Source organism: Nostoc sp. (assembly GCF_036917395.1).
Classification (GTDB): Bacteria; Cyanobacteriota; Cyanobacteriia; order Cyanobacteriales; family Nostocaceae; genus Nostoc.
The window spans coordinates 177,377-197,607 of the sequence record NZ_JBALDI010000029.1 but is presented as its reverse complement, the minus strand read 5'-3'; the positions used below and the strand labels follow the sequence as shown (position 1 = coordinate 197,607).

Genomic DNA, 20,231 nt, shown 5'->3' with positions numbered 1-20,231 from the left:
TAAATCATTTCGCTTTCTCTGCAATGCCAAAAAATGTCGTGCATTCAATTAGAAACAGCTAAAGTTTTTACTTCTTATACTTATATAAGCTGCGATATTCCCAAGGATTTACAAATTTAGTATCGCTCCAAACGCCGAGCCGTTGTGCCTTCGCCTCAGTTTCGGCTTGTTGAACTAAGTCTTTACTAGGACACTTGTTTAAATAGGGACGATACACTTTTGCTAAACCTTCTTGCAACAATACCTGTTGTACAAAAGTGCCATTTTTTAAACGCACTTCGGCAATTTTACGCCCATAGCGATCGCTATCTGTGATATTCAATGTCACGCGATCGCCTCCTTGTTGCACCAGTTGTTCCACCCGTTCTCGTGCTTTTACACCCCAAGTAAATTGATTGCGATCGCTAATGCGTTTACTCTGCTTTTCTTTGTTAGTATGAGCTATTTCTGGCGCATCTACACAGGCAAAGCGCACGGTAAGATTTTTGCCATCAGCATCTTTAACTACTAGAGTATCGCCATCACTGACTCGCTCAACTGGTTCTCCAGAAGTACTGACAAAGCGATCGCAGCCGATCAAACTCAAAATCATGATAGTTGCACAAAGCCAAAATCGCACTGGTTTAGTTAATTTCTCCATTCAAACTTACCTGCATTACCTCTGTGGGATGATATTAGCAAAATCAAAAGATATATTTGTTAACTATAGGCAATTCAAAATTCAAAATGGTAAGACCCTCTGCGGCAACCGAATAGAAAATGCGGATTAGTTAGTATAAGAATTGTAACCTTCCAATTGTTAGCGGCAATTCCTGATGAACTTCTTGACTCACATTCTGCATCTAGCTGGTTCAGGTGCTTTTGCTTATTACTCTGCTGCTCAAATTCGTGATTTGAAAACCCGCCCCAACATCCTTGCGGGGTTTCAGTTGGCTGAATCTGGCTCTGTGCCGTTTTTAACTGCACTTAGCGATCGCGCAGCTGCTGAAGGCGATACATGGCTAGCCGAAAAACTAGCAAAACATGCATCAGATGAAACTAGACATGGTAAAATTTTTGCCCACGCCTTACAACAGTTGGATAAACAAGTTATAGATTTCAAGCGTCAACCCCAAACTCCATCTACAAACAAATCACAACAGCAACGTAGTCCCTTTTTTGCAGCATTCTTTGAGGGCTACACCCAAGAACAGCTCAAACCTGCTGTGATTGATTGGGATGTGTTTATGGCTAGCACATACATTCTGGAGTTAGATGCTAGCAAAGACTTTAAGCGAATGGCAAAAGTATTACCTGATAAGGAGCCAACTGCTCGTAACTTGAAGTTAGGAATGCTAAATATTGCCGAAGATGAAACTGGACATGCTGCTTATCTCTACGAAGCGATGCTGCGACGGATGTCTGCTACTAAAGTACAAGAACTTGTCGATATGTGGCGAACCCGCAAGGTAAACGCCTTGTTGGCAATGGTTGGCGGTATCCTCCAGCGTAACGGTGAAACGCGATCGCTTGTCCAAGATAGTGCGCCGTCGGAAATTGATTCTGAGTTGGTAGCTACGTAATTATAGATATCCTTGAGTATCTAATGATGAAAAATTGAGAACATTTAACATCTAGCTTTCAAGGCAGGAGGTCTACCTCTTGCCTTCTTCAAATTAATTCCACACTTCTTTCGTTGCCGATAGGATTTCGCCATAAACGAGCCATATCTAAACTTTGGGTAATTTCACAATGGTTTTAACCATCAAATGCCATGATAATTGTTTTTTAAATCGTAGAGCTAGGAAGTTGTGGCATGTTGTGTCTGTTTATCAACTGTTGGAGTTGATGACACTCGCCATTGCTGAAATTGGGTTCCAGGTTTTACCGAAATGATAGGTAGTTGAACATACTTTAGGTTGGTTAGGACGCTATCGACATCTAAGTAAGGATTACGAATAACTAGGTCGGCGTAAAAATTTGTTGTTGGGATCAGGCAGGAAGCAGGAGCCAGGAAGCAGAAGGCAAGAGGATTTTAGCCTAGTTTATCTTTGTTTACATAGTTTAGTTTTATCATGCCAACTTACCTATTGATAGAGGTAAATGAGTTGATAATTTATGCAGCTATGGTGCGACTGATGCACGGTAATCTCGCTTCTTGAGTATTAATTTAAACTCTCAAACCGCATCTTTATGTTTACTTTACAAATCAAATTTTATTATCTACCTTTAAATAATTAAGGTAAATTAAAAAAATGTAAATTTCTGCCGATCAGTACATTTAACTACACACTTGTCTCACTCATTGACTTTTTAAGCATGAATGACAATCAACGAATTATCCACCTAACCGAGATTTCTGCACTCGATTTCCCGGCTGCCAATAATTATAAGTATAAATGCCATTTGCAGGTAGTTTCCGAAGAGGGACAAAGCTTGTTGTCAAGGGATCTGCTAAACCGCACGCAACCCAGTTGGTTGGTGGATTTGAAAAATAAGGGAGACTGCACGATCGCCATTACTTTGCGTTACCGGGAAGGGGACATTACTCAACCTTGGCAGGATGCTGGAACGGTGGCGTTTGCCACCCAGGAGTGCCTGAATGGAGAGCGCAGCACCGAGTTAGAATTTCCGATTACAACTTGGAACCAGGCACCCCAATTGAAGCTAAAAACTCGCCTGACTCAGAGTAGCAGTGAGGGAAGTAGCAGCACCTTTACAATCTTGGGGAATCAGAACGGTACTCGCCGCACTCACGGCAAAGGAACTCAGACAGAGGGCGAGTTCGAGATGCCAGAATCTGTTCCTCTCTCGCCGCAAGAAGAAGTGATTGTCAAAGACGCTTGGAACAAGCTACGGGCATGGAAAGAATTGCAGATGGAAAAGTTCTTGAAGCGCCTGTTGCTAGAGTCACCTGAATTAGAGTACATCTTCGGGGAAGCGATTAACAGCATCAATGACTTTTTCTTTGAGTTGTTTGATTGCTGCATCCACCAACTTCAGCCTGAAACTCAGAATGTAATTGGAGAACCCTTAATGGGCGTACCTCCAGAAAAAGGGGATTCGTTTGACACGGTTGAGGATTACGGTGCGCTGTTTGCCGATATCGGGATGCGTCCCCAGCACTGGTTGAAGGCACGGCAGGTGTGGATGTGGATGCTACCATCGATTCCTTACCTGGAAGAGTACGATCACCAGGATTTAGCAAAAGGCGCAAACTCTGCCCTCTACCGCTTCTTCAATACCCATGTGATTGTGCCGATGGTAGAAGCAAATCACCGCTACAATAAAGCTCTGCCCCCAGAAATGCTGCAAAAGATGATGGGATCTTGGCAGGTGTTTAGCCAAAATAAGCAAGTCATGGGGATGGAGTTTTATCAAATCCTGTTTGAGAAATATCCCTTTGTATTGCCGATTTTTGGACGAGCAGACATGGATTACCTGTCTCTACACCTGTTTCAGGCATTGGAATTTCTCGTCCAATGCTTAAGAAGCGGCAGCAGTGATGAGATGCTCCGAGAGTTGCGCTTCTTAGGGCAGGTGCATATTAATGCAGGGGTGCCATCTTGTGCTTATCCGGCAATAACGGATGCTATGTTTACCTTGTTTGAGCGGCACCTACCCGACTTCACGCCAGAGTTACGGCAGGGATGGCAGACGTTAATTGATCGCGCTGTGAATGTAATCAAGCTGCCCAAGCTGAATGAGGAACGATTGCTCAAAAAAGCCAAGCAGTACCTGGAGCTAATCGCCACTGAGCAGGCATGGGAACCGGAGGACAGGGCACGACGCTGGGCAGAAATTCAAGAGGAAGTACACGCCACCGGAACCTATACTCACACGTATGAAGAAGTTGCCTATGGGGCACAAGTGTCATGGCGCAATGCTTCTAAGTGTGTAGGGCGGATTCAGTGGAATAATATGGTGATCCGCGATCGCCGCCACGTTAGCGACCCTGATGAGATGTTCCGCGAACTTCAAGAACACCTACAGTCGGCTACAAACGGCGGTAATCTCCAGATTACCATGACCGTCTTTCGTCCCAAACATCCTAAGGAACGCTGGGGGCCACGCATCTGGAATCCACAATTAGCTCGTTATGCGGCATACGAGCAACCGGATGGTAGGATTCTGGGCGATCCTGCCAACCTGGACGTGACCAAAGCGATTATCAAATTGGGCTGGCAACCCCCCCAACCATGCACAGAATACGACATTTTGCCTTTAGTGATTGAAGCTCCGGGTATGGAACCGAAGATGTACCACTGGGATCGGGATGAGATTCTGGAAGTGGAAATCGAGCATCCCGCGATTCCTGAATTCAAATCATTGGGCTTCCGTTGGTACGCTGTCCCTGCTATTAGCAACTTTTCAATGCACGTTGGCGGCATCACTTATGCCTGCATTCCTTTTAATGGCTGGTACATGGGCACTGAAATCATGCGGGATTTCCTGGACGAGTACCGCTACAACAAGATGGAGGACATCGCCAAAGTTCTCAAGCTGGATACCAGTTCTGAGCAGACATTGTGGCGCGATCGCGTCGCATTGGAACTCAACGTTGCTATCCTCTACTCCTTCCAAAAAGCGAAGGTGACAATGGTAGACCATCAATCTGCCTCTCGTCAATTCCTAGCGCACGACTTACGCGAGAAGAAAGCAGGACGCGAGTGCCCGGGGGATTGGGGTTGGGTCGTACCCCCATCGGGAGGAAGTGCTTGTCCGGTCTGGCACCACCAGATGCGCGACTTCTACCTAGAGCCAGCCTATCACCATGCTGCCGATCGCTGGGCAGTCGAAGATGGTATTGACCTGGAAAAATCGATCACCACTACTGACGAGGACGACAACAAGCAAGACCGCATCCTGATTCTTTACGCTTCCGAAACAGCTACTGCTGAAGGCTTGGCGCGGAAAGTTGCTCGTCAACTCCAGCGATTCCGTCCCAAAGTGATGGCGCTGGATGAATACAACACCGACACCCTGGCATCGGAGAAACTCCTACTGATTGTCACGTCCACCTTCGGCAATGGCGAAATACCTGGAAACGGCAAGAAGTTCCTCCAGTGGTTGAAAAAACAACCTGCGGGTTCCCTCGACGGTTTGAATTACTCCGTTATGGGCATTGGTAGTACCGTTTACGAAAACTTCTGCGCTGCCGGAATTTCGCTAGATAAGGCACTCGCCAAGGCGGGAGGTAACTGTATTGTGCCACTCCACAAAGGCGATGAAATTAAGGGACAAGCCGATACCTTCAAACAATGGTTAGGACTGGTTTCCCGCATTCTGGGTGAGGATCAAAGCTCCGCCGATGCGACAGCCCAAGCCGCACCTCAACTGAAGGTTACATTCTTGAGTGAGACAGAAGCAGCAAATTCACCAGTAAAAGTGAGTGGAGACAGAGGTGTGGAAGTACCTCTGGTTGCCAATAGCGAACTGCTCAAAGAAGTGATTCCCGGTAGCCGTTCTACTCGCTATCTTCTCTTTGATATTTCTAATACCGATTTGCAGTATGAAACAGGTGATCATGTTGCAGTTTATCCTTGCAATCCGGCAAAGTTGGTGAATCAGTTGTGCGATCGCCTCTCAGTATCCCCCAACACCTATTTCACAGCTCGTTATTTAATGCCCGATGGTACGGAATTAGAAGAAAAACCTCCTGTTACCGTTCCCACAACCATCGGACAGGTTCTCTTGGAAGACCTTGATCTGACTTTGCGCGAACCATTCAATGATGTGCTTACCTACCTGTACTCAGTAGCACAAAATCCCCAGGATAAACAACGCCTGGAAACCTGGTTGGAAATTCTGCGGCAAGGAGATGAGCATCCCGACAGCATCACGCTCAAGAAAACGATCACGGACAACTTCATCAGCGTTGTCGATCTGTTCAATGAGTTTCCTTCTGCCCAAATTACACTGGAAGTTCTGCTAGAGTTATTGCCGAAGCAAAAACCACGCCTTTACTCCATTTCCTCCTGTCCTCTACTTCATCCTCAGCACATCCAAATCACAGTTGGAGTGTTGCAAGTTAAAACGGATGCAGGTAAAACCCGTCAGGGACTCTGCTCCAACTACCTTGCCGGACTGGAAGCGGGGGCAAAGGTTCGGATCAGTGTCCGCACCTCTAGCTTCCGTCCACCCAGCGATCCACTCGCGCCAATGTTGATGGTTGGGCCGGGTACGGGGGTATCGCCGCTGATTGCCTTCCTCCAGTATCGGCAAGTCCTATTGCAGCAGGAGACACAATTAGGTAATGCTTGCTTGTACTTCGGCTGTCGCGATCGCAGTGACTTCCTCTATGGAGAGCAACTTGTAAGCTGGCAGAATCAAGGCGTGCTGTCGGGGTTAGAAGTTGCCTTCTCGCGTTTGACTGAGAAGAAAGTCTATGTGCAAGGCTTAATGCAAGAAAAAGCTGAAGAACTCTGGCGAATACTCAGCCATCCGCAATGTCACTACTATGTATGTGGCGATGCGAAGATGGCAGACGATGTGTTTGAAGTGTTTATGGCGATCGCTAAAACGGAAGGGGGATTATCGCATATTGAAGCTGTTAGTTTCTTCAACAAAATGAAGCAAGAAAAACGCTTTTTCAGTGATGTTTGGGGCGTGGTGCTGCACTTCAAGGAAGCGATTAAAGAGGTACAGCATGACAACTACTCGAAAGCTGAAAAATGGCTTGAGCGTGTGCAGGCATCTGCTGATAGTCAAGCCACGGTTCAGGAGGAATTGCAACTGCTAACTATTTAAAGAAAGGAATATCGCATTTAGCTGATTCCACCAATATCAGCTTCTAGGACTCCGGTGTATACGGTAGAGTTTGAGAATCGTCTAATGATCGCAGCAACCGAGGCGATCGTTAGGCGGTATGCAAAGTGTGGCGCAGGTACTACTTTGATAAAATTATCAATGCTTATGCAGAAGGTTACAACTTAACAATAGAATAGGGATTTATGTTCGGTTGATTTCTACAGGCTAATAGCGATGTCTACGACGAGCTACGCCTACGTCTAATTTATTATCAAGAAGCGGTACTTAATGCTATTACTTGGCTCTTTATTGAGATTATGCCTTTCTTACTGACAAGATGCGTTTGCCCTGAATCCCCACCTAAAAAATAAAGAACAAGTAAATCTGAGTCAGGTTCTTCCTACAAAAAAACTATGAAAGCTGAAGCAGAAAACCATCGCAGGCTAACTTGTGAAGTAGAAACTACCCTAAAGGTGATTGGCGGACGCTGGAAAGTTTTGATTATTAGAGAATTAATGACTGGCGTCAAACGGTTTGGTGAGTTGCAACGGGCTTTACCTGGAGTTACGCAAAAGATGCTAACCCAACAACTCAGAGAAATGGAGGAAGACGGTATTATTCATCGAGAAGTTTATGCCCAAATTCCACCCAAGGTAGAATATTCTCTAACGCCTTTAGGAGAAACTTTGCAACCAATTCTCTATGCTATGCATGAATGGGCTGTTCAACATTTAGCTAGAACAAATCACCATCAATATTGACTATAGGTAATAAATAATAATTGCTAACTTATAATTTGAGATAGCAGTATCAGTAAGGTTTTGAATTTTGAATTGTTTATTAATTGCTTCTTAAATATTCAATCGCTGCCTCTAATTTGGAAGAGTAACTTTCAGCAAACCTTTCAAACCAAAGTCCTTCGGACGAAAGTGGATCTAGTCTGGCTAACCATTCTTTTGCCTGCACTTGCAAAGCCTCTATTTGTTTGGCTTTGAGTTGTTCTTGTCGAATATGTTCCTGTTCTAGTTCTTCCTGCCTTTTCAATTCAATAGCAGCATCCTGTTGTGCAAAATCAGCCTGAACTTCTGCCAAAAGGTTATCCATGAAAGATGCCGACTTTGGCAATGGTGGGATAAGGGATTTGGCTGTGGCTGATTTTGATTGCTGCTGTTTTGGTTGTACTTCTTTGTATTCAGTTTGGAGTTCAGCTAACAGCTTATCAATGGAATCCATTTTTGTAATTCCTAATAATATAGTATAGCTAGTCATTAATGGCATTGAGCAGCACTTCCGATAGACTCAAATCTTCCATATCTTCCATAGTAATTGTGTCACAGATATCAAACTTAGCACCAGCACTTTGGAGTTCATCGTCTAAGACTTTAAGAAAGCGGGTAGCCTGCTGATCTGTGCCGACTTGAATGAATGAAATGGCTAATTCTTCATCTCGATCGATACGGCGAGAAGCTTCAATAATCACCCTCATGACTGCTTTGCGATCGTCAGGTTCACCATCAGTAACCACTAAAATTGTTTCACCATTTGGCTTTGTTTGACCGGCTGCTTTGCGTTGAAGGTAATCATCAGTTGCGTGTTTCAACACACCTGCCAAGTCAGTTGTACCAGAGGGATCATTTTCTCCAAAAATTTGCGCTACTATGTTGGATGTCACATTTTCGTATCGCTTAAATTTACCAGAAAATACATAGATAGTGATGCCATCTGGGTCAAATTGCTCACACTTACTAGCTAAAGCTAAAGTAGATTCCTGGGCTGCAACCCATCTACTTCTACCACCCTTTTGATCTTGGGTTGCCATGCTGCCGCTTTTGTCAATAATCAAGGTATAATCACGATTTTCTAGCATTATTCAATTCTCCAATTAAGAGTCAATCGATTTTGGATTTGAGATTAATCGTTAACCTAAAGGTAGGGTATTGGGAAAGGAATTTGGAATTTAGGATTTTTCCCTAGTTAAAATTAGTTGCTCTTAAACCAGGTTTAAATTTTGAATCCTTCAATCCAAAATTTAAAATTTAAAATCTAAAATTGCTTACTGGACTATGGGTGAGCAACACATTAGTCAGTGATTGCGTTCGTCAATACATCTACAAGGCTCATTTCTTCTAAATCGTCTAAAGTGACGGTATCGCAAATATCAAATTTAGCGCCAACACTTTGCAATTGGTCATCCAAAGCTTTGAGGAACTTAGTTGCTTGGGCATCTGAACCTACTTGAATGATCGAAATTCCTAATTCTTCATCACGTTCCATCTGGCGAGTAGCATGAATGATGACTTCAAACACAGCTTTGCGATCGTCTGGTTCACCATCGGTAATGACTAAAATTGTCTCTCCGTTTGGCTTACTTTTACCGGCAGCTTTGCGTTGAAAGTAATTATTTAAAGCATCCTGAAGTACACCTGCTAAGTTTGTCGTCCCAGAAGGGTCATTTTCGAGAAATATCTGTGCGACTTTGGCTGAAGTGACATCATCGTAGCGTTTAAATCTGCCGGAAAACAAGTAAACAGTGATCCCATCGGGGTCAAACTGTTCGGCCTTTCTTGCCAAAGCCAGAGTAGACTCTTGGGCTATCTCCCATCTACTTCTACCACCCACTTGGTCAGGTGTAGACATACTACCGCTTTTGTCAATGATTAATGTATAGTCGCGATCGCTCATCATAATATTCCGATGATTGTTACCCTGTAATTCTAGTTTAACTCCGTTTTTTTACTAGTAAGCAAGGCTTTTAAGCTTTTGTATTAATTCTGCTACTTAAAAAAACCACGCCACAGATGATGAATGCGTTGGCGTAGCCCGCCGCAGGCATCGCTAGCGTGTCTTTGTTCGTGCAAAGAATAAAATCTTCCTAGTCCTCAGCCCTCAATCTCCTGAAAACACCAAAAGTTAGACATTGCTTTGCTTGTTGCATCCATATTTAGTGTGGGAATAATAAATACTACTCATCTTGACACACGGAGCTAAATAAACCTGAATTCGACAAACCTCTCCCTGCCTTGAATCTTCATTCAAGTCTTTCCCTCTCCGACGCAGAGAGGGGGGATTTTAGGTAATCAAACTAGAGAGAGGTTTCTTTATTGCTTAATTTTAGAGATAAATTCTGGTATGAACCATCCTAGATTTTTAGATAACCCCGCACAAAAACAAAACACGCAGCAGCAAAACTTTTCGCCGACATTTCTGCATCAGATGATCAATGGTATATCTGACCCAATTTTTGTCAAAGACCGTCAACATCGCTGGGTATTACTTAACGATACCTACTGTCATTTTGTAGGTCATAGCCGAGAAGAATTAATTGGCAAGTCAGACTATGATTTTTTTCCTCAAGCAGAAGCTGATGTGTTCCGGCAACAAGATGAACTGGTTTTCACTACAAATATTACTAATGAGAACCAGGATCTTTTTACTGATGCTCAGGGTATAACCCATCTCATCTCTACAAAAAAGTCTTGCTTTGAAGATGAGACTGGTAATAAATTTCTGGTGGGTAGTATTCGAGACATCATTTTACAGAATGAAGCAGAAAAAGTTTTGGGTGTGACTGGCACACTGCGCGATCGCCAGCAAGCATCAGACCTACACCGCACTAATGCTATACTCCAAGCTCAACAAGAAGCTTCTATCGACGGAATTCTGATTATTGATGAAAATCGTACAGTTGCATCATTCAATCAGAAATTCTCCAAGTTATGGCAAATTCCGGCGGCACTGCTTGAGACAGGCGACGATCGCCAACTCCTGGGATGGGTACTAGACCAACTAATCAATCCAGACGAATTTATGGCTAAGGTGGAGTATCTTTACCAGCATCCACAGGAAAGCAGCCGTGATGAAATTTTCCTAAAGTTTGGAAAGATTTTTGACCGCTATTCTGCACCCGTGCGTAAACAGCAAGGAGCTTGTGGTGAGATATTACCTTCAGAAGACTATTACGGTAGGATTTGGTATTTTCGCGACATTACCGAATATAAGCAAGCAGAGGCAGAACTTAGGGCTTCACAGCAAAGACTAGCATTGCTGATTGAACAAACACCTTTAGCGATTATTGAATGGAATACTAACTTTCAGGTTGAGACATGGAATCGGGCAGCAGAAAGAATCTTTGGATACACCGCAGAGGAAATGCTAGGGAATCATTTTGAGATCATAGTACCTGAAAACGCCAAAAAACACGTAAATGAGATTCTCACCGCCCTGTTAACACAACGAGGAGGGAGTTTTAGTGTTAACGATAACGTCACTAAAGATGGCAGGACGATAGTCGGGGAGTGGTATAATAACCCGTTAGTGGCTCCTGATGGCCAGGTGATTGGCGTTGCCTCAATGGTGTTAGACATCACAGAACGCAAACGAGCTGAAGAGGAACAGCAAAAATTTGTAGCGTTGATTGAAAACAGCAGCGACTTTATTGGCATTGCTTCAATGGAAGGGCAAATTCTCTATGTGAACCCTGCCGGACTGAAGATGGTAGGACTTAGTAGCCTGGAAGCAGCCAAAACCAAGTCATTGGTTGATTGTTATTCACCAGAAGCTTTTGCAGAGTTTCAGCAAAAAATTACTCCTTTGATATTTCAACATGGTTTCTGGCAAGGGGAGTTTCGCTATAGGCATTTTCAAACGGGTATAGAAATTCCCACTGATTGCAGCCTGTTTCTGGTTAAACATCCTGAAACAGGAGAGCCTTTCTGTCGGGTAGCTGTTATTAGGGACATCACAGAACGTAGACAAGCCAAGGAAGCTCTGCTAAAGTCGGAAGCGCAACTACGACAACAAGCTCAAGACCTCAAGAAAGCATTTCGCCAACTTCAACACACCCAGACTCACTTAATTCAAAGTGAAAAGATGTCCAGCTTAGGTCAACTAGTCGCAGGAGTGGCACACGAAATCAACAACCCGGTCAATTTTATCTATGGCAACCTCAACCCAGCCAAGGAATACACCCAAGATTTACTTTCACTTTTGCAACTCTACCAAAGTCATTATCCCCAACCTGTGCCAGAAATTGAGGATTTTACACAACTAATCGAACTGGACTTTTTGAAATCAGATTTGCCACAAATAATCAGCTCGATGAAAGTTGGGGCAGACCGCATTCGGGAGATTGTGCTTTCCTTACGAACTTTTTCACGCTTAGATGAAGCCGAAATGAAAGCCGTTGATATCCATGAGGGAATCGACAGTACTCTGATGATTTTGCAAAGCCGCCTCAAGACTAATGACCAACGTCCGACAATTGAAATAATCAAAGAATACAGCAAACTACCGCGGGTTCAATGTTACGCTGGGCAGCTAAACCAAGTATTCATGAATATTTTGACAAATGCGATCGATGCTTTAGAAGAGAGAGTGGGGAGCAGGGAAGCAGGGGGAAATAACCAATGCCCAATGCCTAATTCCCAATCCCTAATTCCGACAATTCGCATTTGCACCCAACTGCTGGAGCCAAATCAGGTAACAATTAGGATTACCGACAATGGATTGGGAATACCAGAAGATGTTAAGAAACAACTATTCGACCCCTTCTTTACTACCAAGACCGTTGGTAAAGGCATGGGGATGGGACTTGCCATTAGTTACCAGATCATTACAGAAAGACATGGCGGTTCCTTAAAATGTATTTCGCAGCCAGGACAAGGCGCTGACTTTGTGATTAAGATTCCCCTGATTCAGAATACGTCAACATAATTCATAATTTTAAGAGCTTTCCTACCATCACCGTGAGTAAAAAACAAAGTATTTCCGCTGCTAACACCACTTCCCTTCTGAAAGTAGTAATTACGAATTACTCTCTCCTCGTGATTATGAATTACGAATTAGTAGTCATCTAAATACCTCTACTTCTTCAGGAACCTTCATTTGGTCAAGAATTCCCCAGATTTCCTGTAACATCGGCTCTAACCCGGTGCGAGTAACTGCTGAAATCACAAAAACTGGGGCGTAGGAGAGATGATTAAGTTGGGTAGCTAAGGCCTCCAAATCGACAGTTTCCCGATCAACTGCATCAATTTTGTTAAGTGCCAAAATTTGTGGGCGTTCTGCTAAACCCCGTCCATAGGCTTGTAATTCTTGCTTAATTGTGTTATAATCTCGAACCATATCATCACTAGTAGCATCAATTAAGTGAAGTAACACCCGCGTGCGCTCAATATGGCGCAAGAAATCATGTCCCAGCCCTGCTCCTTGAGCTGCTCCCTCAATTAGTCCGGGAATGTCAGCGAAAACAGTACCATCGCCAGTAGGTTTTCGCACTACACCCAAATTTGGGATGAGGGTAGTGAAGGGGTAGTCTGCGATTTTTGGACGTGCAGCTGATAAAGATGAAATTAAAGTGGATTTACCAGCATTTGGTAACCCAATAATCCCGACTTCAGCCAAAAGTTTTAACTCCAGACGCAGTTGCTTTATTTCCCCTGGTAATCCTGGGAGGGCGTATTCTGGGGCGCGGTTACGGTTACTCAAGAAATGCTGATTTCCCAAGCCGCCTTTACCACCTTGGGCAATCCGCAAAGTCTGCTTAGGCTCAGTTAAATCCCCCAGCAATTCGCTAGTTTCAGCATCATAAATGGTTGTACCACAAGGAACTTCGATGATCAAATCCTTTCCTGCTGCTCCAGTGCAGTTATTTGGGCCACCACGAGTCCCTTTTTCTGCCTGAAAGCGATGGTTGTATCTGAAGTCTAGCAAGGTTTGCAGGTTTTCATCGGCAACGAAAAATACCGAACCGCCTCGTCCCCCATTACCACCAGAGGGGCCACCAGTCGGCACGTACTTCTCACGCCGGAAAGCGACTATACCATCGCCGCCCTTACCAGCTTCAACTTCAATTTTTGCTTGGTCGATAAATTGCATACTTAAATAATAGTGAGAAGTGAGGAGTTAGCAATTAGGAGTTAAAATTATAACTTCTCACTTCTTACTCTAACTAAATATATGGTGAAACATCTTCACCACATTTATCTGCCAGATAGGAGAGGGCGCGGAAACGTAAGCCCACCAGTTGCTCATATAACGGGTTAATTTTACACATCGGTGGGATGTGGACAATCTTACGTCCAAATAGGATGACATCCCGCTCAAAGGGACACTGAGAGGGAATCATTTTACACAAAAAGCGGGCTACTCTTGAGTCTTGGATATCTAGCCGATCGAGCCAGTCGCGCAGGGGGTGTAGTGCATTAATTTGACGCTTTGTAAGTCTAGGGCTGGGGATAATGGGGGTAATTTGCAGTGGCTGTTCTAGGGTGTGGCGAAGGGCTTCGAGTAAATTCTCTGGCTGTTCTAAGGATTGGCAGAACTGTTGCAAAACCTGATCTTCGCTGGGAGAATAAGTACCATCTGCGATCGCTACCATTATCGCTGTCCTTAAGAAATTTTCCGCTGCTGGTGTACCTTTACCCAACACTGAGGCTAATTCCTCTGGCGTAATTATCTCTAGTGAGTCCCATTTAATCCCAAGAGCTAATTCATCTTTGGTGATGCTGGCAATTAATTCTTGTTCTTGAGGATCAAAATTACCATCTGCCCAAGCAATGGTGAGCAGTCCACGCAACCAAGCGGCAATCTGTTCGCTGGTGTAGGGGGATTGAACGGTACTTGTCATAAACTCATGTCTGGTAGCTTTCCTCAGTCACTACTAAGCTACCACTACCCACTGACTATGAGGATGGTAGGGACAACAGAGAAAAATCAAGAAAGTGCGATCGCACCACCAATGCCAAGGGCAAACGCCTTGTGTATAAAGGCGTAAACCAGAAAAATTTCCAAATCGCAACAATCAATCTTAAGGTAAAATTCGTCTGAGAGTAATCTTGAGAATTTTTATAATTAAATTTATGAATAAAATAAAAGTGATTATCGATATTATACAAGAATTGTGACTAATGCTCCTTTAATAACAATGAAACAGACCCCATTGCACCATATATAATCCCTAGTTTTAAGCAGCATTTAATGCTGATAGGAGTAAAGTCACTATTGCTAAATAGTCGCATATACTCTTTTCTTTAATATCAATTGGCACTGATTAGATTAAGTTGAGCAAATTTTAGATTTTGGATTTAAAATCCTGTTGGGTAAAACGTTTTAGCAGCCCTCGCAGTTTTAACTATGGAAACCCAATTTGAGGGAGTCAAAATCATTGTAATTAGGGTAAATTTATAATGTTTTTATTTGGCATTGAGCATGAAGTCGCTTTCCTAAACCCAGAAGGAAAGTTTGCTGATTTTTCCCAGACAAAATTTGCTGATTTCAATCAAATTATTGAAAGGCTACCTACATACCCCAGCGACTATCCTCAACTACGCATCGGCGATGCTGGTATTAAGATAAAGAGATGGTACATTGAGGGATTTGAAAGATTTGCAGATTCCGACAAGGTGATAGACTGTCATGCTAAAGGTATCGAAATTAGAACAACTATACATTCTGATATTCAAGGCGCTATTACTGAATTATCAGAAAGTTTTGAATTGCTACGTGAAGGTGCTGCTAACTTTGGTTTCTCACCTGTTTTAGTCAGTTTTAATCCCTACAATCTGGTTTTTGAGCCTCAACCCCCATTAAACGATTATGAAATAAAACAGCTAGAGGCTTATCCTGACGAACAAACTGCTAATATTCACATGGTGACATACGGTCCAGATTTAAATATTTCAGTGGCAGATTTGTCTACTGAAGGTGTGATTGATATTGGCAAAAAGTTAACTTATTACAGTCCTTATATCGTCCCTTTTAGCTATAGTTCCCCTTTTTATAAGGGAGTTTTATGGGATGGGTTATCGGTACGAACGTTTATCCGAACCGGAAAAAGACCAGCAGCTCTGGTTTTTATTGAAAAACAGGAACAACTGATTAATAGCATACCTTCATTGACAAAAATCGCCCGCATTCCAGCTGAAGTGGGACGCATCGAATTTAAGGCTTGTGATAGTTGTGATGATTTTTTAATCTATGCAGCTTTGCTGACATTATTGAAAGGTTTGGTGTTAGATAAAACTTTGCTGGGTAGAGCAACTGTACCCGATGCAGCGTTACATCAACTTTCTGCAAAAGAAGCGTTTGACAACGAGGATATTTTTCAAAATGCGACAAAAATCTTACAAGCAGCCGAAGTCGCCTTGGGAGATGATCCAGATGTTCATTATTTAAGGCCGTTAAAAGTGCTGCTAGCGAAGCGAAAAACAAGATCCCATGAATTAATAGAAATGTTCCATCACCTAAGTTCAATAAAAGAGGTAATAAAGCAGACTTATCATGCTGAAATTGGTTGATAATTTTCCTGAATAGCCAGAGATTTGCCAAATACCGGAATGATATTTTAAAGCAACTAAAGGCAGTGATTCGTCATAATAGTTAAAAATATTCAGTTTCTTGACCTAAAGGAATTGCTTTTAAAAATAGGTTTTGTAAAAGTGCCAACAGCTGGCTCTCAACAAGTCTATCAGTATCCATTGTCGGGAACTTTAATCATCTTACCACCTTACGAACAGCAGGCGTATGTTTAGCCCGTGCATTTGGCAGCTGTACATCGAGTATTAGTAGAAAATGGTTTAATCAACTCTTTTGCACTTAAACTGTTAAGCGGTAAAACAAATGGGGTAAACTTGCGTGGATAATCTCACGCTCGTATTGAAACCCCAACTTTTCCATAACTCTTTGTGACGCTTTGTTAGTCGTGAGAGTAAAGCAAACTATCTCTGGCAACTTCAGGAGTTCAAAACCAATTTTCAATATTTCCTCACCCATTTCTGTCGCTAACCCCTTCGCCCAGAAGTTAGCTATTAGAGCGTAAGCTAATTCTACTTCATTGTTACCTTCTACATCAGTATTCCGAAGTCCAGCACGACCAACAAACTGATTATTAATTTTGTCTCGAAATACCCATAATCCGAATCCATAACGCTGCCAATGATTAAAGTTATTTAGAATAAAAAGCCGTGTTTCTTCATCAGAACGAACACCGCCTAAAGTTGCCATAACTTGCGGATCTTGATGCATCCGATGAAGTTCATTCAAATGTTTAAATCGCAGACGTTCAGCAAACAGGCGGTGAGTAGTAAATGTATCAATTAACTGCATATTTTTCACTAAATCAATTTTTTATGAAAAGTGAATGATTGTTTGACACTGGTATAGCACAAGCACCTGTACACAGGATGACTGCTTTAGCTTGAATGATAATATAATCTCCGTTTCTGACATCAAATCCCACCGCACCAATAGCACGTCCTTCTTTGACTAACACACGGGTTGCCATAAATCCCTAAATTCGCTGTGTAAATTTGTGTAAAATAAGTACTTTTTATCGGTTTTTTGCAAAAAATCCGGTAAATTTAGCGATTTACCGGATTTAATCTGTTAAAATATTCACATGAATAAGCAGTAAACGCAAGATCCTGCAAAAGTCTTTCTACTGGGGAGCATCCCAAATGTGTAATTTATATCAAACTCAAGGAATTGTGATTGCGATCGCAACGTAGTGTAGTAAAGCAATCGCTAGATACTACAAAACGCTACGCGACAACTACACTGTCATTCGCAATCACAAACATGTTCTGGCAAAATTGGGATGTTCTTTTATAAGGGAGCATCCCAATTATGATTAACTCTTTTCCCTCACCCCCAGTCCCTCTTCCATATTTGGGATTCGGGGTTAGGAGATGAGGGCTATCAAGGTTTTTGCACATTTGGGATGCTCCCTTTTCTACTGATTGCATAAAGTGAAGCTGACTGAACATAAATAGTAGAGCAATTCACCTGCCAAAACTAGATTAAGTCGATATACCTAGAGACTGATTCTATTGTAACTAAAGATATAGGAAATTTCATTCTAGAGATTGATGCAGGGGTTAGCGCTTTCAAAGTAAAAGTAAAAACAGGGAGCCTTCACAAGAAGAATGTCAATATAAAATGTAATGATTTTGCTAAAGAATTAAGGTGGTATTTGTTTATTATCCCTTACTAATTCGATGCATAAATACAAAGACAGTTTCTTCGTCAGGTTCGTTTTTAAAGAACTTCAAGATTGAAGCGTAGCTTGCTAGTTTTATTATTGCTCAAATTTGCCAAATAAGGTAATGAGCTGCCGCTCTTTCAGTAAAAGTTCTGCGTTTTTAAAGCTGTTATCGAGGATTTCAAATGAAGATTATTGCTTCTGTTTTATCTCTCTTAAGTCCAGTGCGTTTTCTCGTTGTGGCTTTTACTTGCGCCTTACTATTGTTATCTAGTGCTTTTCCTGCTTTTGCGATCGATAGCTACCAAAGTGACCCGACCGAAGCTACTACACAATTGCTTGACATTCAGCGCAAAACTGACGAAGCCGCTCAAGCACCACCAGCTGGATTAGAAAAGGTTCAAAAAGAGTCCAACAAAGGACTAAATGAGGTTCAGGGAGATGCTGATATTGACAAGCAAAAGCGTCCGGAAAATTCCCAGAGTGCAACCTCAACGGAAAACAATGTAAAGAATTTCTTGGATAAGATTACAGGTAAGTAACAGATTTAATACTTTCTTTTTTTGGTAATTTTTTGGTAGTAATGGGTGATTGCATAAAAACAGTGACCCATTACTAAATAGTTATATAAAGCTGGTGACTTAAATTAAGTAGAAAACTTATGTTCAGCCTGAGCATTTTTGGGTAAAGGACGTTTAGATAGTTTTGATTATAGATGTCTTGATTTATATTATATTTAATTAATATTTTTCTGATTGTAGCTGCAAAAATCAATAAAGTTAGCCAACTACTAAATATTGGCTTCATACTACCTATTTAGACATAAGTATAATTATGGATGTGATAATTAATTTCAAATCCTAATATTTCCTTTGGTTGATGTGGATTATCTCGGAAATTTGGTAGATTAATAAATAAGTTTGCTTAGGGATGGAAAACAATGCGTGCGATAAACATTGGTTTGACAGAAGAACAGCGTCAAGGTGTAATTAATCTGTTGAATCAAGATTTGGCAGATGCCTATCTACTATTGGTGAAAACCAAAAAGTACCACTGGGATGTGGTCGGTCCTCAATTCCGCTCTTTGCACCAGCTTTGGGAAGAACACTACCAAAAGCTAACTCTAAATATTGATGCCTTGGCAGAGCGGGTTCGTGCTTTGGGCGGTTTCCCAGTTGGCTCATTGGAGGGATTTCTCAAGATTGCTACCCTCAAGGAACATGCTGGTAGTGTTCCTACAGCAACAGGGATGGTAGCTAATCTAGTGGATGATCACGAGCAGGTTATTCGGAATTTAAGGGATCATTTGGATCAGTCTGGTGAAAAGTTCCACGATCAAGGAACTGCTGACTTTTTAACTGGACTGTTAGAACAGCATGAGGAAATAGCTTGGATGCTGCGTTCCTTTATTGAAGGGGAAGCACTAGACGCAGATGGTAGACAGCCAGCAGCAGGGGCTAAGACTCCTGTTGGTGTGTAGCTCATAACGTCATCACTTGAGGATGGCTGTCTGTGAAACCAGTTAAGGGAGGATTGATTCCTCCCTTAATTGGTATCAAAGGATTAATCTGGCTGCATCTACCTCTTCACTATATTTATTGCAAAAACAACATAATATAAGGACTATTTAAGTGCCAGAAGTATATAAAGCAGAACGTACTATCTCTGCTGTATTTAAAGAACAGAAGCAAATTGATGATGTGATTCGACGTTTACTAGACAGGGGTGTGCCTAGAGATCATATTTCGGTCATGGGCAGAAACTTCCAGTCAGAAACTAGAATTGCTGGCTTTATTACAAAAAAGGATGTGATTCTGGGAGGTTTGAGAACAGGGGCAGTTTTTGGTTCCTTGTTTGGTTCCTTTCTGAGCTTACTCACGGGTGTGGGCGTATTATTTATTCCCTTTGTCGGCCCAATCGTGGCAGCAGGGCCTATTAGTGCAGTGCTGTTGGGGGCTGCCAGTGGAGCGATCGCAGGTAGTGCCGGGGCTGGTTTAGTATCGGTTTTAACTACTTTAGGGATGCCAGAAGATAAAGCGGCTATCTACCAAACCCGCTTACAAGCTGGCGACTTCTTAGTGATGGCAGAAGTTAGGAGCGATCGCGCTGGCGAATTTCAATTGCTGCTTGAAAGTGCTGGTGCTGAAGAAATTCACACAATTGAAAAAACCTTTGCTCGCCCTTGTCCTGGACAATGCAACAGCCCAGAAGATTTGTCTCCTGAGGTTCGCGCTCATCTTTCTGCTGAAGCTCAAAGTACATTCATTGAGCGTTATAACACTGTGTTCAATGAGAAAAATGACGAGTTCACAGCTGAACAAGCTGCTTGGGAGTCTGTTCATCAGCAATATGATGAAGATGAAAATGGTGTTTGGTCAAAAGCTAAGGTTAAAGCTTAAGGATTTCTAAGAAATAAATTATCCAATTTTATCGGGTGGCTATCTTGCCAGTCTTTAATTAAGGGCAGGGAGATGCCCACCCTACAATCAATTGTGTTAGTCCGCGTTTATTTGCGGTTTTAAAT

Annotated in this window: 16 protein-coding genes; 8 read left to right on the top strand and 8 right to left on the bottom strand. The window is 42.5% G+C overall.

Features of this window, described 5'->3' with window-relative positions:
- Window positions 1–67 precede the first annotated feature (67 nt).
- A complete protein-coding gene (locus V7K46_RS11765; RefSeq protein ID WP_335113209.1) occupies window positions 68–640 on the bottom strand; it encodes a thermonuclease family protein in 573 nt (190 codons plus the stop codon).
- Between the two features lie 175 nt (window positions 641–815).
- Between V7K46_RS11765 and V7K46_RS11760 the strand changes: the two genes are divergently transcribed.
- The 3 genes from V7K46_RS11760 to V7K46_RS11745 all read left to right on the top strand — a co-directional run bounded on the left by V7K46_RS11760 (window position 816) and on the right by V7K46_RS11745 (window position 7,490).
- Window positions 816–1,562, top strand: coding sequence for a ferritin-like domain-containing protein (locus V7K46_RS11760; protein ID WP_335113207.1), 747 nt, complete (start codon window positions 816–818; stop codon window positions 1,560–1,562).
- Window positions 1,563–2,298: 736 nt separating this feature from the next.
- A complete protein-coding gene (locus V7K46_RS11750; protein ID WP_335113205.1) occupies window positions 2,299–6,729 on the top strand; it encodes a nitric oxide synthase oxygenase in 4,431 nt (1,476 codons plus the stop codon).
- A gap of 413 nt (window positions 6,730–7,142) precedes the next feature.
- On the top strand, window positions 7,143–7,490 hold the full coding sequence (locus tag V7K46_RS11745; RefSeq protein ID WP_335025710.1) for a winged helix-turn-helix transcriptional regulator: 348 nt from the start codon (window positions 7,143–7,145) through the stop codon (window positions 7,488–7,490).
- Window positions 7,491–7,569: 79 nt separating this feature from the next.
- Here V7K46_RS11745 and V7K46_RS11740 read toward each other — a convergent pair whose 3' ends face one another.
- From V7K46_RS11740 to V7K46_RS11730, 3 genes are all read right to left on the bottom strand, one after another.
- Window positions 7,570–7,962, bottom strand: a complete 393-nt coding sequence (locus V7K46_RS11740) for a salt stress protein, Slr1339 family (RefSeq protein ID WP_335113203.1) — start codon at window positions 7,960–7,962, stop codon at window positions 7,570–7,572.
- 28 nt (window positions 7,963–7,990) lie between these two features.
- Complete coding sequence (locus tag V7K46_RS11735) at window positions 7,991–8,596, bottom strand: vWA domain-containing protein (RefSeq protein WP_335113201.1); 606 nt, start codon at window positions 8,594–8,596, stop codon at window positions 7,991–7,993.
- A 212-nt stretch (window positions 8,597–8,808) separates the two neighbouring features.
- Window positions 8,809–9,414: a vWA domain-containing protein gene (locus V7K46_RS11730; protein ID WP_273764635.1), complete on the bottom strand. Its 606-nt coding sequence runs from the start codon at window positions 9,412–9,414 to the stop codon at window positions 8,809–8,811.
- 444 nt (window positions 9,415–9,858) lie between these two features.
- Here V7K46_RS11730 and V7K46_RS11725 point away from each other — a divergent pair, with 444 nt between their 5' ends.
- Window positions 9,859–12,441, top strand: coding sequence for a PAS domain S-box protein (locus V7K46_RS11725; protein ID WP_335113199.1), 2,583 nt, complete (start codon window positions 9,859–9,861; stop codon window positions 12,439–12,441).
- Window positions 12,442–12,576: 135 nt separating this feature from the next.
- On the opposite strand, the gene obgE is transcribed toward V7K46_RS11725, so the two are convergent.
- Both obgE and V7K46_RS11715 read right to left on the bottom strand, forming a co-directional pair.
- Complete coding sequence (gene obgE, locus V7K46_RS11720; protein WP_335113197.1) at window positions 12,577–13,605, bottom strand: GTPase ObgE; 1,029 nt, start codon at window positions 13,603–13,605, stop codon at window positions 12,577–12,579.
- Window positions 13,606–13,678: 73 nt separating this feature from the next.
- On the bottom strand, window positions 13,679–14,356 hold the full coding sequence (locus tag V7K46_RS11715; RefSeq protein WP_335113195.1) for a Mo-dependent nitrogenase C-terminal domain-containing protein: 678 nt from the start codon (window positions 14,354–14,356) through the stop codon (window positions 13,679–13,681).
- Between the two features lie 559 nt (window positions 14,357–14,915).
- On the opposite strand from V7K46_RS11715, the gene V7K46_RS11710 reads away from it, so the two are divergent.
- Window positions 14,916–16,025 (top strand): glutamate--cysteine ligase, encoded by a 1,110-nt coding sequence (locus tag V7K46_RS11710; protein WP_335113193.1) that lies wholly within the window; start codon window positions 14,916–14,918, stop codon window positions 16,023–16,025.
- Window positions 16,026–16,323: 298 nt separating this feature from the next.
- On the opposite strand, the gene V7K46_RS11705 is transcribed toward V7K46_RS11710, so the two are convergent.
- Entirely contained in the window at window positions 16,324–16,833 is a 510-nt protein-coding gene (locus V7K46_RS11705) for a GNAT family N-acetyltransferase (RefSeq protein WP_335113191.1), read from the bottom strand.
- Between the two features lie 13 nt (window positions 16,834–16,846).
- Window positions 16,847–17,011, bottom strand: a complete 165-nt coding sequence (locus V7K46_RS11700) for a hypothetical protein (protein WP_335113446.1) — start codon at window positions 17,009–17,011, stop codon at window positions 16,847–16,849.
- A gap of 881 nt (window positions 17,012–17,892) precedes the next feature.
- Here V7K46_RS11700 and V7K46_RS11695 point away from each other — a divergent pair.
- From V7K46_RS11695 to V7K46_RS11685, 3 genes are all read left to right on the top strand, one after another.
- A complete protein-coding gene (locus V7K46_RS11695; RefSeq protein ID WP_335113189.1) occupies window positions 17,893–18,249 on the top strand; it encodes a hypothetical protein in 357 nt (118 codons plus the stop codon).
- A 398-nt stretch (window positions 18,250–18,647) separates the two neighbouring features.
- Window positions 18,648–19,187 (top strand): Dps family protein, encoded by a 540-nt coding sequence (locus V7K46_RS11690; protein WP_273764622.1) that lies wholly within the window; start codon window positions 18,648–18,650, stop codon window positions 19,185–19,187.
- A 151-nt stretch (window positions 19,188–19,338) separates the two neighbouring features.
- Entirely contained in the window at window positions 19,339–20,106 is a 768-nt protein-coding gene (locus V7K46_RS11685) for a ChaB family protein (RefSeq protein ID WP_335113187.1), read from the top strand.
- Window positions 20,107–20,231 lie beyond the last annotated feature (125 nt).